Below are 13,767 nucleotides of genomic sequence, written 5' to 3'. Positions count from 1 at the left end.
ATCGCCAGGCAGGGAAATTCTAATCAAATTCTAATCTTTTCTTAATGCTCCTCTAACCCCCAGGGGTTACTATACGGATCGTAACGTCAAAAAAATTGCAAATGGAGGAATAACAATGGAAATCACGCTGGAAAAGATTGACCTGTTGAGAAAAAGGGCCAATGTGAGTTACAAGGAGGCCAAGGAAGCGCTGGAGAAAAACGGCGGTAATGTTGTGGAGGCTCTCGCCTTCCTGGAAGAGGAGAACAAGATAAGGCCGGAAGAATTTGAGGGCAGCGCTTCTTCTGTTTTCAAAAAGATAAAGAACATATACACAAGGGCAAGTAGAATAAGGTTGGTCATCACTAAAAACGAGGCAACCATCCTCAATATCAATTTGCCGCTTGCCTTGCTGGTTGCCGTCCTGGCCATGCCTCTCGCCGCCGCCTTGCTGGTCTTGGCTCTTCTTACCGACTGCAGAATCAGGTTTTACAAAAGCAGCGGCGAAGAATGCAGCATAAACAGCAGCATCGAAAACATCACCAGCAAGGCAAGTGAATTTGCCGACAGGGTTTCCCGGGAAATCAAGATCGACTGAATGCAAGCCGCACTTAGGACCTGCTGGTTTTAAGCAGGTTTTCTTTTTTTATCCGGCCTTGGCCCGTTTATTGGCAAAGACCGGGGAATATAGTAAATTAGATTATATCAATGTTTTCCCGGAGGGCTTGTGCCGTGACCAGAAAAAAAATACTCGTAATCGAAGACGAGGCCAAGATTGCACGGTTTGTGCAGCTGGAACTTGAGCATGAAGGATATGCCGTCCAACTGGAGCAGGACGGAAGGAGCGGTCTGGAAAAAGCGTTGTCCGGTGATTACGACCTGATCATCCTTGATGTCATGCTGCCTTCCCTTAATGGCATGGAAGTGCTGAGGAGACTCCGGCAGTCCAGCGAAGTCCCCGTGATCATGCTTACCGCCAAGGGAGATATAATGGACAGGGTCATGGGTTTGGACTCGGGAGCTGATGATTACATGGTAAAACCTTTCGCCATCGAGGAGCTTCTCGCCCGCATCAGGACAGCTTTTAAACGTAATACGACCAGCCCGGCCAAACAGGAGATCATCCGCACAGGTCGTCTCTGCCTTGATGTTCGCAAACGTACGGCAACTTATGACGGCGAGCAGTTGGGCCTGACAAAAACAGAATTCGATCTCCTGAAATACCTGATGCAAAACAAGGAGATTGTCTTAACAAGGGACACGATCCTGGAGGAGGTATGGGGCTACGACTATGCGGGGGAAACAAACATAGTCGATGTTTACATCCGCTATCTCCGAAGCAAGATTGACGACCGGTATAATACCAGGTTCATTCACACCGTGCGCGGAGTGGGGTATCAGCTGAAAAATGAAGAATAAAAACGGCGCCTTTTCAACCATCAAAAAAGTATTTAAGGCCTTTTCGCTGGTAGTTCTTCTTGTCTTCAAACTCATTTTTTTCATCTTCAAGACACTTTTTTATTTCCTGGCCCTGATTAAAAAAGGCCTGGGGAATAAGCTGCGTTTTTCCCTCAGTTTTAGAATTACAATTACTTACGTGTTTCTTTTTTTCTTTATTTTTTTGCTGATGAGCATAGGCATAATTTTAAGCTTCGATTATTACGTCAAATATTACCCCCCTGGGGATTACGTGTTCCTGTTAGGCGGGATTCTGCTGGTGTTTAATGCTATCGGCATTTTTTTCATCACTTTCATCGGTTCCAGGGCCAGCAGAAGACTACTTTCCCCCATAAAGGCCATGACCAGGACCGTGCAGGAAATTTCTTTTAATCAACTTGACCGGAGGCTTGATGTCAGCGGGTCAAAAAACGAATTGAAAGAACTGGCCCAGACCTTTAACGCTATGCTGGACCGGATCCAAAAATCCGTCGAGCAGCAAACCCGGTTTGTCTCCGACGCCTCCCATGAACTGCGGACGCCAATATCCGTCATCCGTGGTTATGCAAACTTGCTGTCCCGCTGGGGAAGGGACGATAAAAAAGTCCTGGATGAGTCAATTTCCGCTATTTTAAGTGAAGCCGAAAGTATGAACCACCTGATTGAAGAGCTTCTTTTTCTGGCCCGGGGAGACAACCGCGCTTTAAAGGTTAACAAGGAAGAATTTCAACTGTGCGAGGTCATAAATGAAATCTTGCAGGAAACAAGATTAATAGATACGACCCATCAAATCATCAATGAAAGAAACGAAGAATTTGTAATCATGGCCGACAGAAAGCTTCTCAAGGAAGCCATCAGGATCTTTGTGGACAACAGCACCAGGTATACCCCGCCCGGCGGCGTTATAAAGCTAAATTGTTATCTCAGCAGGCAGAATGCCGTCATAAGTGTTGAAGATACCGGAATCGGTATCTCCAAAGAAGACCTGCCTCATATTTTTAACCGCTTTTACAGGGCCGAAAGGTCCAGAACAAAAGAAAGCGGCGGAACCGGCCTGGGACTTACCATCGCCAAATTGATAATAGATAGCCATAACGGCAGAATAAACGTGTGGAGTGAAATAAACGAAGGCACAATTTTCAGGATCCAGCTGCCCCTCTCCTGATCCTTTATTTTCACTTCTGCTGGCGCAAGGTAAGCCATTCCTGGGCGAAGTGGGCAGCGGCGGCTCCGTCGGCAGCGGCGGTAATCACCTGCCTGAACCCTTTCTGGCAGATGTCGCCTGCTGCAAACACACCGGGACAGTTCGTTTCCATCCGCTGGTTGACAAGCACATAACCCCCCTCGTCAAGCGCAGCCAGCCCCCGGACAAAATCGGAATTGGGAAGATGGCCCACGGCCACGAAAACTCCGCTGGCTGGAATTGTTTTTTCCTCCCCCGTTTTAACGTTGCTCAGGACCACCCCTTCGACCAGTCTTTCACCTGTTATCCGCCTGACAACCGAATCCCACTCGAATTCGATCCTGGGGTTCTGGAAAGCCCTCTCCTGCAGTATCTTCGCCGCCCTAAGGCTGTCACGGCGGTGGACGACGGTCACCCTGCCGGCAAATCTGGTCAGGTAAAGGGCGTCCTCCAGGGCCGTGTTCCCGCCCCCAACCACAACAACATCCCGGTCTTTGAAAAAGGCCCCGTCACAGGTCGCGCAGTATGAGACCCCTGCGCCTGCCAGTTTGTCCTCGCCGGGCACGCCCAGCTTTTTGGGCCTGGCGCCTGCGGCTATGATCACGGCCTTGGCCGGATAAGCGGCGTTTCCCGCAGTTTTTACCAGGAAATAATCAACCGTTTTATCGATCCCGGTAACCTCGGCGTATTCCAGTTCCAGGCCGAACTTCTTCGCCTGTTCGGTCATGAGATCGGCCAGTTCGGCTCCCCCGATCCCTTTTGGAAAGCCGGGGTAGTTTTCGATCAGATGAGTCATCGCCGCCTGCCCGCCTGTTCCCATCCTTTCCAGGAGCAGGGCCTTTAACCCGCCTCTTGAGGCGTAAAGTCCGGAGGTCAAGCCGGCCGGCCCTCCCCCTACAATCACCAGATCATAAATGCCAACCATTTTTTTGTTAATTCACCTTCCCTCAAACGCGCGCACTCTTTACAAGCGCACGGTCTTGTTTTTTTAATTCTAACCCAACGCTGCGCCGGGCTCAAGCAAGCCGGCCGTTTTTTTTAAGACCTCCGCATTTATGCGCCCCCAGCCTGTTTTTGCCTGAGTATTCCGGGAGGCAGAAGCCGGGAGGAAGACCTGAGTTTCCAGGCGACCAAACCCGCGAAAATAAACAGGGCTGCACAGCCGTGAAAAGAACTTGCCGTGCCCAACTGCTCGCTCATGAATCCCCCGGCCAGCGGGCCGACCACCGCTCCAAAAGAAGTGAAGGCGTTTAAAACCCCGAAGACCCGTCCCCTGGTTTCCGGCACCGAGTGCTCCGTAATGAGAACGTTGCCGCCGACACTCACGGCCGCGTTGGCAAACCCGAAGAGGAACCGCAGTACGCCAAACGTCAAAACGGAAAGCGCCAGCCCTTGCAAAACGCACAAACCGCCGCTTATAAACAGGCCGGCTAACAGCATCCTCAAATAATCGGCTTTCACCCGCCCAAAAAGAAAAGAGCCAAGGGCCAGGGTAAGACCGGTCAGGGAAAACAGCATGCCTGTCGTCAACTGTGCGCCGGAAGCCGTGAGTTCCCCCACCCGCAGCGGGAGCACGGCCACAAATAAAAAGTTGGAAGCCTGCAGGACCACCATGCTGAAGAAAACCCGCAGCAGAGACCGGTTCTGCAGTACAAGCCGCACATCCTGCAGGATGGTCGTTTTTTCAGCCTGCCTGTTTATTTTTTCGCTGGTGAAAACAAGGGCGATGGTGGTAGCAATAAAAATCACCGCGGCGGAGGCCAGGAAATTGTTTCTGATGCCGGCAAACTCGACCATGGCCCCGCCGACAAAAGGCCCCATAATGCTGCCCACGGCGATAAAGGTGTTAATGACTCCCAGGGCAAAACCCATGTTCTCCTGCGGCGTATTGGAAACGGTGAGCATGACGGCGGTGGGGATCAACCCGCCCAGCAGCCCGAACAGTACCCGGAAACCCAAAAGATGCCACTCGCTTGTGGAGAAAACAATCAAGACGCTTAAAAGCGCAAGCCCGTACCCGGAACGCGCCAGCATTATCCTTTTACCGTAGCGGTCAGCCAGCGACCCCCAGACCGGCGCCACCAGCCCGGCAACCAAAAAAGTAACAGAAACCAGGATCCCGGTCCAGATGGGTATGTTTTCTTTCATGCCCACTTCTTCCAGGAAGACCGGAAAAAAAGGTATAACCATGTTAAAGCCAATATTGCCGATAAACATGCTCAGGGAAAGCGCCCAGAGGTTTTTTTGCCAGCTCACTGTTGTCGCCTCTTTTCCAATCCAGTACTGTTGAACGCCGCCTGCCGGCTTACCGGTTCGACGGTTTGTTCAGGCCATAACCAAACATGTGCTGGCGGACTGCCTCTTCAACCTGGTAACCGTCAACCTTTTCCCCGCCGGCCAAAAGCTCCCCTTCCATGAGGTGGCTGTAACCAATCATCAGCAGTTTCACCAGCTCGCTGTTGTTTTCTATATAATCCTGTTGCCTGCCGGGGTCAGCGTCCTTTTTCGCGCAGCCGGCCGTAAGAATGCCCAGGGCCAGCAGTACGGCAAGCAAAAAACAAAGGGTCCTGTGCCAGTTCATGCTTTATCACCTCGTGTCATTTACTGTCAAGCCTGTCGGAAAACACCTTGCGCAGGCCCAGGATAATCTCGTTCTCGCGCCTGCAGGTGGCTTCATAAACCTCTTCCACAAGAGGGGGCAGCCCCTTTTGCAGCACCTTGAGCCCTTCAGCGGTACATCCTCCGGGAGTGGCGACCTGGCGCGCCAGTCCCTCGAAATCCAGCCCCTTTTCTTTCATCAGGAGCGCCGTCCCCAGCATGGTCTCCAGGGCAATCTCATCGGCTGCCTGGCGAGGTATCCCGCGCCTGACTGCTTCCGCGGCCAGCGCTCCCACCATGCAGGCCATAAAAGCCGGGCCGCAGCTGGTAACGTCGCCGGCTGCCCTGTAATATTTTTCCGGGAGTTCGTAGTATTTCCCCAGCACAGCCAGGTAAGGAATCAGCTTGGACTTGTCGCCTGCCTGGACCTTTTGCCCCCAGGTGAGAAGTGTCACACCCCTGCCCGTGCTCTGGGTGACGCTCGGGTAGATCCTCGCCAGTTTGCCGTCGATTATCCGTTCCAGGTCGCTCAAGGGCGGGGCCAGCAGGGTGGAAACCACGATTTTCCCCTCGTCGAAGCTGTACCCCGTTTTTTCCAGGACAGCCTTCAAATCTCCGGGTTTCACGCATAAGAAAATGATTTCCGATTCTTTCACCAGTTCCCGGTAATCCCGGAAGAGATTAACCCCGGGCAGTTCCTCCGCGAGTTTTTGGGCTTTCGCCTGCGTGCGGTTTAAGATATTGATTTCCCCGGCTTTTGCTGCTTTGCCGTTCACGAAACCGCGAACCAGCGTGCTTCCCAGGCTGCCGGTTCCAATAACGCCAATTCTTGCCGCCATCACGATCCCCCCTGGCATAATTTGCTGTGAAAAATGGCGCAGGCAGTTCACTTGCGCCATCATCCTACCATATTTTGATGCGGTTTAAAGGCCAGTAGGTGATAAAGGCCTTACCCTTAACGCTGTCCAGATCGGCGAGCTCCTTCCATTCGTGCGAATCGTAAGAACGGTTGCGGTTATCTCCCAGCACGAATATTTTTCCTGGTGGCACGACCATCTTGTTAAAGGTGTACTGGATTGGCTCGTTCAGGTACGGCTCCTCTTTTGCCTCGCCGTTTACATAAAGCTTGCCGTCTTTGATTTCCACCGTGTCTCCCGGAAGGGCAATGAGTCTCTTGATCAGGTCCTCTTTCAAGCCTGAGGATGCCGGCGGCTTGAAAACTATCACCTCTCCCCTTTCCAGGCCTTTGAGACGGTAGGTTATTTTTTCGACAAACAGCCTGTCGCCGGGCATGATGGTCGGAACCATGGAAGTCGTGGGTACAACCCTGGTATCCAGGATAAAAGTCCTGATGATGACTACAAGGATAACGGCGGTTACTATGGTGTATATCCACTCTTTTATTTCCTTTTTGTTCATTAGGCTTCTCATCACCACTTTTTCTTAACCTTTTGCCGGAAAGCAGCCACTTATTTAGTATACATGAAATTCGTCCAAACGTTAAGGCCTTATTTTTACATTATTTGTATGCTTCCCTAATGAACGAAGGGAAGCAGGAGGGCGTAAATAAGGGAAAAGAGCAGGCAGAGCGACCAGTTCAGGCCGGGTACAACATAAAGCGGGTTCTCCCCGGTTGTCCCGGCCATTACCAGCGAAAGCCCCGAAAAAGGAGATACTGTCACCGCGACCCCGTAGCCGAGCATCAGCAAGTAGGCATAACCCAGTTTTGAAAAACCAAGCGCTGCGGCATCCAGGGCTGCCGCAAAAGCGGAAATGCTGACAACGGGATGAACTCCAACAAAAGCCAGCAAGGCCATTAACCATGTTAAAGTGAAAGCGGTGAGGCCAGGGTAAGGAAGCTAGACATTTATTTTATTCTCCACTGCGGCCACGGTGAGCGGGAACACCACCGCCGAAAGCGAAATGACCGTCAGTATTGGAAACGGCGTAAAGATATTCATAACGGCAACCAGGCCAATCATGCCCAGGTATGTTAAGAGCAAATGGATAAGCGGGCGCCAGGAAAATTCTTTGGTGACGGCCTGTACGGAGCCGGCTTCCGGCGCCGTTTTCCTGCCCGCCAGATAAAAGCGGGCCGTCAGCAGGCACATCATAAGCAGCGAAAGCGCTATTCCCGGAGGCATTATGCTTATCCACTCAAGCCTGGTGTAAAGAAGGACGGTGGCCACCGCCACATAATTCGGAGCCCAAAATACTCCCGCCACATTGCCCCAGGCCAGGGCCCGGTAAAAATTATTCCTCGTCTTACCGTTCCGGGCGTTTTGACCCAGCAGTTCATAAAGCACCGGGATAGAGGCCACGTTGATGATGGAGCTGAGGATAAAACTCACCCACACGGTCATGACATTCAAACCCGCGCCGCTGCGAATGTACCTGTCAAAAAAATCTTTAATCGCTCCCTGGTAATCCTGGTATGAAAGCATAGAGGAAAAGAGGGGTATGGAAATAAAAAAGGCAACCAGTCCCCCATTATTGGTGAGGGCCGTTAGCCACTGTCCCGCTGCTGCGCGCGTCAAGGCAAGGCTGCACATACCCAGCCCAAACAAGCACAGGGCAATCACCCTGCAGGCAGCCTTGGTCCCCGGTGCCGCCTGGACCACCAAGATGATAAATAAAAACCCCAAAAGAACCTTAAGATAAAAGAACCCTGAAATGCTCCAGGCCAGAAAAACGAAAAGGAAAACCAGGCAGAGAATTGAATGCAGATTCGACTTTTCGCAGCGCATAGTTTCCCTTTCCGTCTCTATCCAAAAATATTTACTTCAAATTATGATAACACTTCTTTAAGAAAATATCACCCTCATAATTCGCAATTCTATAACATAAAGAGCATTTCGGCATAGGTGGGCAGGGGCCATATTTCAGCATCGATCATTGTTTCCAGCATGTCGCCGTCAGACCGCAGCGCGTTCATGGCCGCAACCACTTTTTCCCGGCAGAAAACGGCCCTTTCATATATTTCCGGTATCTGGGCGGCTTGGGCTGCCCTTTTTTCCAGGTCTGCCGTTTTTTCCTTGAAAGACACCATTACTGCGGAAAGTTCCTGGAGAGTCTTTTCCTGCGCAGAGACATCGGCGCCCGCAGCGGCGCTTTTCACCGCGTTTATGGAACCGGCCAAGGCGGCGGCATATTTTACGGCCGCCGGCAGCAGTTGCCTTTTAGCCATGTCGATCATGGTCAACGCTTCGATGTTTATCGTCTTGCAGTACTGCTCAACCATGATTTCATAGCGGGAATGCAGTTCGGTTTTGCTGAAAACCCCGTGTTTTTCAAACAGCTCTTCCGCTTCCCGGCTGATCAGGTCGGGGAAAGACTCCACAGCCGTCCTGATATTGGGCAGCCCGCGCCTGGCAGCCTCCGCCACCCATTCTTCGACATAGTTGTCTCCGTTATAGACAATCCTCATGTGCTTGCTGGCGATTTCCCGTAAAAGAGCCTGAAGCTCGCTTTTGAAGTCCTTCGCTTTCTCCAGGCGGTCCGCAATCTGAGAAAGAACCTCGGCCACAATGGTGTTTAACACTATGCAGGGACCGGCAATGGAGAAGGAAGAACCGACTGTCCTGAACTCAAACTTGTTGCCCGTAAAGGCAAAGGGAGATGTGCGGTTTCGGTCCGTCGTATCCTTGGGGATCGGCGGCAGCGTGGTGACCCCTATGGTCATCTGTTCTCCCCGGCGGGAAGCCCTGGCACCGCCGTTGGCCAGCTGCTCAAAAATATCGGTCAACTGCTCCCCAAGGAAGATGGAAATAATGGCCGGCGGGGCTTCATTGGCTCCAAGACGGTGGTCGTTGCCGGCATTGGCGCAGGAAACCCTGAGCAGCCTGGCGTAATCGTCAACTGCCTTGACCACCGCACACAAGAAAGTGAGAAACTGGGCGTTTTCGTGCGGGGTCGTACCCGGCTCCAGGAGGTTGATCCCGTCATTTGTCCCCATGGACCAGTTCAGGTGTTTGCCCGAGCCGTTAACACCGGCAAAAGGTTTCTCATGGAGCAGGCAGGTCAGGCCATGTCTTCCGGCAATCCTTTTCATCAAGTCCATAAGGAGCTGGTTGTGGTCGGTCCCCACGTTGCTGGAAGTGAAGATCGGCGCGATTTCGTACTGGGCCGGCGATACTTCATTGTGCTGGGTCCGGGCGGAAATGCCGAGCTTCCACAGCTCCGTGTTAAGTTCTTTCATGAAGCCGGCTATGCGCTCCCTTATGCTCCCGAAGTAGTGGTCTTCCATCTCCTGTCCCTTGGGAGGCCTGGCACCGAAAAGCGTCCTTCCGGTCAGCATCAGGTCCATCCTTTTTTCATAAAACTTCTTGTCGATGAGAAAATACTCCTGTTCCGGTCCGACAGTGCTGACCACCCTGGTTGAACTGGTATTTCCAAAGAGCCTTAAAACCCGCACAGCCTCTCTGGAAAGCGCTTCCATGGACCTGAGAAGAGGGGTCTTCTTGTCCAGAACCTCGCCCGTGTATGAACAGAAGGCTGTAGGAATACAAAGGGTAATCAGGCCTGCGTTTTCCCTGATAAAAGCCGGAGACGTACAGTCCCACGCCGTGTAGCCCCTGGCTTCAAACGTGGCGCGCAGCCCGCCGCTGGGAAAAGAGGAGGCATCAGGCTCTCCTTTGATCAGTTCTTTCCCGGAAAACTCGGTCAGGGCCCGGCCGTCCGGCTGCGGCGAAATAAACGATTCATGTTTTTCCGCCGTGGAACCTGTCATCGGCTGAAACCAGTGGGTGAAATGGGTGGCCCCTTTTTCTTCAGCCCATTCCTTCATGGCGTTGGCCACCACATCCGCAATGGAAGGATCCAGCGGCAGTCCTTCGTCTATTGTCTTTTTCAGTGTTTTATAGACGGACTTGGGCAGGCGCTCCTTCATTGCGGCATCGTTAAAAACATTGATTCCATAAATCTGCATTATTGACACTCCCCTTCTTAGGATTTCCTTAAAAAAGTAAAGGCGTCCTCAAAGACTGCGATAACAATCTTTTGAGAACGCCTTTGCCCTCAAAAAGTGTTAAATTTTATAGCAATAGATTACCACATACCCCTGGTCCATACAAGGGGTTTTTTTTACGTATACAGTATTTGTGAGTGATCAGCGCGCGCCGGGTTTATTTCTCCAGGGCTTCGATAATGCTGTCAATTTCCTTTTGCAGCCGTCCAAACCCTTCCCAGTCTCCTGCTTTCAACCTCTCCCTGCTGTCTTTATGCAGGGATACCAGCCGCTTAATCAGGTTCTCAGTGGTATCGTCCGCCGGCAGCGGCAAAGAAGGCTGGCCCGGCCGCTGCTCCTTCCCCGGAGCTGGTTCCGTTCTGCCGAAAAGGCTGGCCAGGGCCTTTTCCAGGCTATCTTCCATTATCACCCTGTCTTTATAGAAAACGAACACCTTCCGCAGCTGGGGAAACTTGTTCTGTTCCGACTCGATGTAGAGTGGTTCCACGTAAAGCAGCGAACCGCCGATCGGATAAACCAGGAGATTGCCCCTGATAACCCTGCTCCCTCCCTGTCCCCACAGGGTAAGCTGGCTGGAAATTCCGGGATCCTGATCAATCATGGACTCCACCTGGATAGTTCCGGGAACCTGCACCCCTTTGGGGAATTTGTACAAAAGCAGCTTCCCGTAATTTTCTCCGTCTGAACGAGCTGCCAGCCAGGCGACCTGATTCTGTTTGCCGGTGGGTGTAAAAGACCTCATGAGGATAAATTCCCTGTTTTTTTCACCGGGCAGGCGGATGATGCAGTAATATGGTTCCTGCGGCTGCTGCTTGCCCGTGTAAATCTCCTGTGAAAACTCCCACCTGTCCTCGCGGTTGTAGAAAACAGTGGTATTGCCCATGTGGTAGTCGCGGAGCATATGGGACTGCACGGTGAACAGGTCTTCAGGATACCGCACGTGCTGCCGGAGGTCGGCCGGCATGTCTTCAGCCTCTTTGAACAGGCCTGGAAAGATATTGCGGTAGACCATGATGATAGGGTCCTGCTTGTCGAAGAGATAGTAATTCACCTCGCCGGAATAAGCGTCTACCGTAATTTTCACGCTGTTGCGAAGGTAGTTGAAGCTCCCCGACTCGTCAACCGCTTGCGAATAAGGATACTTGTTCGTGGCGGTGTAAGCGTCCAGCATATAGTACAGCTTGCCATCGTCGCCCAGCACCAGGTAGGGGTCCCGGTCGTAAATAAGGAACGGCGCGATCCTTTTGACCCTGTCCTTGATGTTGCGGGTTTCCAGGTACTGGCTCCGGGAAGTAATATAATCGGAAAGAAGGTACTTTACCTGCATATCCCGCACAGCCAGCAGCACTTTATTAAGGAAAGTCATGGGTATCCCTTTGTTGCCTTCGTAGAGGTACTCGGCGTTGTCGTTGCCGACAGGGTAGTCAAACTCCTTCAGCCCCGTATTGACAATGACGTTGTTATCGGTAATCTCCCCGAAGTAAATACGCGGCTCGCTCACCTTGAAATGCGAAGACTGGGGAGGGATGTCCTGGATCAGGTAAGCCGGCATTCCCGTTTCGGTAACGGAATTGGTGGGACTCATTACCAGTCCGAAACCGTGAGTGTATTTAAAGACCAGGTTGTTGAAGGTTCGGGCCTGTTCGGGCAGCGATTTCTGGTTCAGTTCCCGGCCGGAAAGAAAAACCTGGGTCAGGTTGCCGTCAACCATATAACGGTCCACGTCAACATCAACAAAATCATAATAAAGCCGGATTTCCTGCTGCTGGCCGTAAGTGCTCCTGGTGGCCCGGTGGTCCAATATTCTGATATTGTCTATTATATCGCGGTTTTCCGACAATTGCCCAGGCGATAGTTCACCGACGTTATATTCCACCTCGTTCAGTTTATCCAGCCCGTAAGCCATCCGGGTATATTTGATGTTTCGCTCAAGGTATGGTTTCTCCCGTCCCAGCTCGTCCGGGTCGACGACCAGTTTCTGGTAAAGGCCGGGTATAAAGCCGGTCAGCAGGACAGCCGCTCCGAAGAAGGCGGCAATGGAAACCAGGGCCAGCTTAAGCCGTCTTTTGAAAGTAACGATGATCATGAACCCGAGAAGGATGGAAAGCCCTATCATCACGTTGTATGCCGGCAGCCTGGCCCCGACATCCGCCGCGCCCGCGCCGATCACGGAACCTGTCTGAGAATAGAGAAGCTCGTAAGTGGAAAGCTTGTACTGGACAGCCTGCCAGGCCATGGTCAAGCCCAGCAGGAACCCGGCATGCGTAAGCCCTCTTTTTTCCAACCCTGTGAAGATGCGGGTCGAAAAGCCGTGGGACGCGATCTCCATTCCCCGCGGAAAGTAGAGCAAGTAAAAGATAACGGTCGCGATCAGGTTCACAATCAACCAGGCGTTCACCAGCCGGTAGACCAGCCACAAAAAAGGCAGCTTGAAAGCGTAAAAGCCAATGTCCAGGTGGAACTGCGGGTCGGTCACGCCAAATGGTACGGCATTGAAGGCGCTGAGAACGGTAAGCCACTGCGCCCCCGCGTTTCCCGCCACGATGCCGGCGGTAAACAAGGCTACAGCCAGCATAATTAACGGTTTAAACGGCCTCTTAGCCACCCGGTGAACCAGCCAGAGGTTTAAGGTGTTCAAGGCAAAAGCCGCCAGGAATATGCTGCCGCCAATCAAGAGCTTGGCTAAAAGCGACCGCCAGAAAACGTGGTCGTATCCCAGGACCTTGAACCAGTTCCAGTCCAGCCTGAAATAAATAAAGACCCTGATGACAATGAAGAGAAAGATGAGCGCAAGCAGACCAATCACTTTCCGGTTAAAAAAATGGAACCCGGGAAACTTCCTCACCTTACCTTGCTGTTCATAAATATCTTCAAACACCAAACCACCCCTTAATTATTTCCTTGCCGCCCGTTGCCAGGCAGTTGCCGGCGGAGAACAGGCGTCAAAACCAGTAACCGCGGTATATGTCTACAGTATATCATATGAATTTCCCCTTTAGCCAATCGATTTGTCCACTTTATGCTCAGAAACAAACAATAAACCCCGGTAATTTTTCCCGGGATTCTAGTCGATGTTTTAATTGCCCCCACTATCGTCGGAAGCACCCGCACCCGCTGCTTCCTCCTCTACTTTGGCCACACCACTGTCTATCTCCTGCTGTGTCAATCCCTCTTTTTGCAGCCGGAAGTTGATGGCATCGTTCCAGAAAGAACACTTTTCCGCCATCTTTTTATATTTTTTGCTTTCGGGACCCTTCCTGGCCGCCCTAGCCTTGCCGTTCCTGCTTACGATGTCAACAATAAATTTTGCTGCAAACAGTTCCTCTTTTCCCATGACGTTATAGTTTTTTTGCAGGTAATCCATAACTTCATGGTAGTAGTCTTTAAACTCGGCAAACGTTATCTCGGTGTCCATCTGCAGATATTCCTTCATCTTTGCCAGCAGTGGTTCCATGAACAGAATCAACTCCCCATTATGTATTTGATTTTGTCTTTTAAATTGTACAACAACTGTTTTGAAATGGCTACACAAAGCCGATCTGTTTTGTCAAGAGCTAATTGCTATGTTCAGGGGGCCAAACAGCACAAGCGTTGAAAGGAACGC

General features: G+C 51.7%; 13 protein-coding genes. 3 read left to right on the top strand and 10 right to left on the bottom strand.

What is annotated here, in order from left to right; translation table 11 throughout:
* Window positions 1-115: 115 nt before the first annotated feature.
* From NUV48_04555 to NUV48_04545, 3 genes are all read left to right on the top strand, one after another.
* Window positions 116-577 (top strand): DUF4342 domain-containing protein, encoded by a 462-nt coding sequence (locus NUV48_04555; GenBank protein MCR4441410.1) that lies wholly within the window; start codon window positions 116-118, stop codon window positions 575-577.
* A gap of 110 nt (window positions 578-687) precedes the next feature.
* Window positions 688-1,398: a response regulator transcription factor gene (locus NUV48_04550; GenBank protein ID MCR4441409.1), complete on the top strand. Its 711-nt coding sequence runs from the start codon at window positions 688-690 to the stop codon at window positions 1,396-1,398.
* Entirely contained in the window at window positions 1,388-2,581 is a 1,194-nt protein-coding gene (locus NUV48_04545; protein MCR4441408.1) for an ATP-binding protein, read from the top strand. The genes NUV48_04550 and NUV48_04545 overlap by 11 nt, the downstream gene beginning before the upstream one ends.
* Window positions 2,582-2,591: 10 nt before the next feature.
* Here NUV48_04545 and trxB read toward each other — a convergent pair whose 3' ends face one another.
* The 10 genes from trxB to NUV48_04495 form a co-directional block, all read right to left on the bottom strand.
* On the bottom strand, window positions 2,592-3,524 hold the full coding sequence (gene trxB / locus NUV48_04540; GenBank protein ID MCR4441407.1) for a thioredoxin-disulfide reductase: 933 nt from the start codon (window positions 3,522-3,524) through the stop codon (window positions 2,592-2,594).
* 128 nt (window positions 3,525-3,652) lie between these two features.
* Window positions 3,653-4,855: an MFS transporter gene (locus tag NUV48_04535; protein ID MCR4441406.1), complete on the bottom strand. Its 1,203-nt coding sequence runs from the start codon at window positions 4,853-4,855 to the stop codon at window positions 3,653-3,655.
* A gap of 49 nt (window positions 4,856-4,904) precedes the next feature.
* Window positions 4,905-5,180, bottom strand: a complete 276-nt coding sequence (locus tag NUV48_04530; protein MCR4441405.1) for a hypothetical protein — start codon at window positions 5,178-5,180, stop codon at window positions 4,905-4,907.
* Window positions 5,181-5,196: 16 nt separating this feature from the next.
* Window positions 5,197-6,036, bottom strand: a complete 840-nt coding sequence (locus NUV48_04525; GenBank protein ID MCR4441404.1) for a pyrroline-5-carboxylate reductase — start codon at window positions 6,034-6,036, stop codon at window positions 5,197-5,199.
* A gap of 64 nt (window positions 6,037-6,100) precedes the next feature.
* A complete protein-coding gene (gene lepB, locus NUV48_04520) occupies window positions 6,101-6,616 on the bottom strand; it encodes a signal peptidase I (GenBank protein ID MCR4441403.1) in 516 nt (171 codons plus the stop codon).
* A gap of 116 nt (window positions 6,617-6,732) precedes the next feature.
* Window positions 6,733-7,008 (bottom strand): hypothetical protein, encoded by a 276-nt coding sequence (locus NUV48_04515; GenBank protein MCR4441402.1) that lies wholly within the window; start codon window positions 7,006-7,008, stop codon window positions 6,733-6,735.
* Window positions 7,009-7,056: 48 nt separating this feature from the next.
* Window positions 7,057-7,944 (bottom strand): hypothetical protein, encoded by an 888-nt coding sequence (locus NUV48_04510; GenBank protein ID MCR4441401.1) that lies wholly within the window; start codon window positions 7,942-7,944, stop codon window positions 7,057-7,059.
* Window positions 7,945-8,033: 89 nt separating this feature from the next.
* The gene (locus NUV48_04505; GenBank protein ID MCR4441400.1) at window positions 8,034-10,124 is read right to left on the bottom strand and encodes a glutamine synthetase III; all 2,091 of its coding nucleotides are present in this window, start codon (window positions 10,122-10,124) and stop codon (window positions 8,034-8,036) included.
* Between the two features lie 196 nt (window positions 10,125-10,320).
* Window positions 10,321-13,041 (bottom strand): UPF0182 family protein, encoded by a 2,721-nt coding sequence (locus NUV48_04500; protein MCR4441399.1) that lies wholly within the window; start codon window positions 13,039-13,041, stop codon window positions 10,321-10,323.
* Window positions 13,042-13,239: 198 nt separating this feature from the next.
* Window positions 13,240-13,617 (bottom strand): hypothetical protein, encoded by a 378-nt coding sequence (locus NUV48_04495; protein ID MCR4441398.1) that lies wholly within the window; start codon window positions 13,615-13,617, stop codon window positions 13,240-13,242.
* Window positions 13,618-13,767 lie beyond the last annotated feature (150 nt).

This window comes from Peptococcaceae bacterium (genome assembly GCA_024655825.1).
Lineage (GTDB): Bacteria > Bacillota > Peptococcia > DRI-13 > PHAD01 > JANLFJ01.
This window is presented reverse-complemented; position numbering and strand designations above follow the sequence as displayed.

Coding starts and splice junctions, on each gene's coding strand:
- lepB (MCR4441403.1), bottom strand. CDS start 6,616: ATGAACAAAAAGGAAATAAAAGAGTGGATATACACCATAGTAACCGCC.
- NUV48_04505 (MCR4441400.1), bottom strand. CDS start 10,124: ATGCAGATTTATGGAATCAATGTTTTTAACGATGCCGCAATGAAGGAG.
- NUV48_04525 (MCR4441404.1), bottom strand. CDS start 6,036: ATGGCGGCAAGAATTGGCGTTATTGGAACCGGCAGCCTGGGAAGCACG.
- NUV48_04530 (MCR4441405.1), bottom strand. CDS start 5,180: ATGAACTGGCACAGGACCCTTTGTTTTTTGCTTGCCGTACTGCTGGCC.
- NUV48_04555 (MCR4441410.1), top strand. CDS start 116: ATGGAAATCACGCTGGAAAAGATTGACCTGTTGAGAAAAAGGGCCAAT.
- NUV48_04550 (MCR4441409.1), top strand. CDS start 688: ATGTTTTCCCGGAGGGCTTGTGCCGTGACCAGAAAAAAAATACTCGTA.
- NUV48_04510 (MCR4441401.1), bottom strand. CDS start 7,944: ATGCGCTGCGAAAAGTCGAATCTGCATTCAATTCTCTGCCTGGTTTTC.
- NUV48_04495 (MCR4441398.1), bottom strand. CDS start 13,617: ATGGAACCACTGCTGGCAAAGATGAAGGAATATCTGCAGATGGACACC.
- trxB (MCR4441407.1), bottom strand. CDS start 3,524: ATGGTTGGCATTTATGATCTGGTGATTGTAGGGGGAGGGCCGGCCGGC.
- NUV48_04545 (MCR4441408.1), top strand. CDS start 1,388: ATGAAGAATAAAAACGGCGCCTTTTCAACCATCAAAAAAGTATTTAAG.